The following is a 2,128-nucleotide window of genomic DNA, read 5'->3' as shown; positions in this document are numbered from 1 at the left end:
GATGAGCATTGATCAATGAGAGCGATTAAGCCAATCGGGCTATTAGTAAGGCTAAGCTTCATGCATTGCTGCACGTCCACACGCCTCCTATCAACGTGGTCGTCTACCACGGCCCTGATAGGGAATACTCGTTTTCAGGTGGGTTTCCCGCTTAGATGCCTTCAGCGGTTATCCCTTCCATATATAGCTACCCTGCTATGCCGTTGGCACGACAACAGGTCCACCAGAGATATGTCCATCCCGGTCCTCTCGTACTAGGGACAGATCCTGTCAATATTCCTACACCCACGGCAGATAGGGACCGAACTGTCTCACGACGTTCTGAACCCAGCTCACGTACCGCTTTAATTGGCGAACAGCCAAACCCTTGGGACCTGCTCCAGCCCCAGGATGCGATGAGCCGACATCGAGGTGCCAAACAACCCCGTCGATATGGACTCTTGGGGGTCATCAGCCTGTTATCCCCGGCGTACCTTTTATCCGTTGAGCGATGGCCCTTCCACGCGGGACCACCGGATCACTATGACCGACTTTCGTCTCTGCTCGACTTGTCAGTCTCGCAGTCAGGCGGGCTTATGCCATTGCACTCGACGACCGATTTCCGACCGGTCTGAGCCCACCATCGCGCGCCTCCGTTACTCTTTCGGAGGCGACCGCCCCAGTCAAACTACCCACCATACACTGTCCCGGATCCGGATGACGGACCGCGGTTAGACATCCATGACGATAAGGGTGGTATTTCAAGGATGGCTCCACGAAGACTGGCGTCCCCGCTTCAAAGCCTACCACCTATCCTACACATGCCGACACGAATGCCAGTGTAAAGCTATAGTAAAGGTGCACGGGGTCTTTCCGTCTAACCGCAGGAACCCCGCATCTTCACGGGGAATTCAATTTCACTGAGTCTATGCTGGAGACAGCGGGGAAGTCGTTACGCCATTCGTGCAGGTCGGAACTTACCCGACAAGGAATTTCGCTACCTTAGGACCGTTATAGTTACGGCCGCCGTTTACTGGGGCTTCAGTTCAAAGCTTGCACCTCTCCCTTTAACCTTCCAGCACCGGGCAGGCGTCAGACCCTATACGTCGTCTTTCGACTTCGCAGAGCCCTGTGTTTTTGATAAACAGTCGCTACCCCCTGGTCTGTGCCACCCCAATCCACTTGCGTAAAAAGGGGTCACGCTTCTTCCGAAGTTACGCGTGCAATTTGCCGAGTTCCTTCAGCATAGTTCTCTCAAGCGCCTTGGTATACTCTACCTGACCACCTGTGTCGGTTTCGGGTACGGTCTATACGGTGGAGCTATTTCCTGGAACCGCTTCCCTGCTCCCACAATCCAATAAGTGGAAACAAGTTACGCAATCCGTCACTACCACCAGGCCCACGAATATTAACGTGGTTCCCATCACCTACGCATTTCTGCCTCGGCTTAGGGGCCGGCTAACCCTGCTCAGATTAACTTTAAGCAGGAACCCTTGGTCTTTCGGCGAGAGGGTCTCTCACCCTCTTTGTCGTTACTCATGTCAACATTCGCACTTCCGATATCTCCAGGGGTCCTCACGGATCCCCCTTCACAGACTTACGGAACGCTCCGCTACCACGTGGATAAATCCACATCCTCAGCTTCGGTGCATGGCTTTAGCCCCGTTACATTTTCGGCGCAAAGACCCTTATTTAGACCAGTGAGCTGTTACGCTTTCTTTAAATGATGGCTGCTTCTAAGCCAACATCCTGGTTGTTTTGGGATCCTCACATCCTTTCCCACTTAGCCATGACTTGGGGACCTTAGCTGGAGGTCAGGGTTGTTGCCCTCTTCACGACGGACGTTAGCACCCGCCGTGTGTCTGCCGACTAGTACTCCCAGGTATTCGGAGTTTGGTTAGGATCAGTAAGACGGTGAGTCCCCATAGCCCATCCAGTGCTCTACCCCCTGGGGTATTCGGTCGACGCTCTACCTAAATAGATTTCGCGGAGAACCAGCTATCTCCGAGTTTGATTGGCCTTTCACCCCTAGCCACAAGTCATCCCAATCTATTGCAACAGATGCGGGTTCGGCCCTCCAGTTGGTGTTACCCAACCTTCAGCCTGCTCATGGCTAGATCACTCGGTTTCGGGTCTAATGCAACTAACT

1 rRNA gene is annotated in these 2,128 nt (G+C 53.5%); it reads right to left on the bottom strand.

The window, feature by feature from the left end:
* Positions 1-21: 21 nt before the first annotated feature.
* A 23S ribosomal RNA gene (locus tag JNB91_RS30165) occupies positions 22-2,128 on the bottom strand; the annotation flags it as partial.

This window comes from Aliirhizobium wenxiniae (assembly GCF_019511445.1).
Lineage (GTDB): Bacteria > Pseudomonadota > Alphaproteobacteria > Rhizobiales > Rhizobiaceae > Neorhizobium > Neorhizobium wenxiniae_A.
Note: the sequence above shows the minus strand (reverse complement) of the source record. Positions and strands in the feature narration are given on the sequence as shown.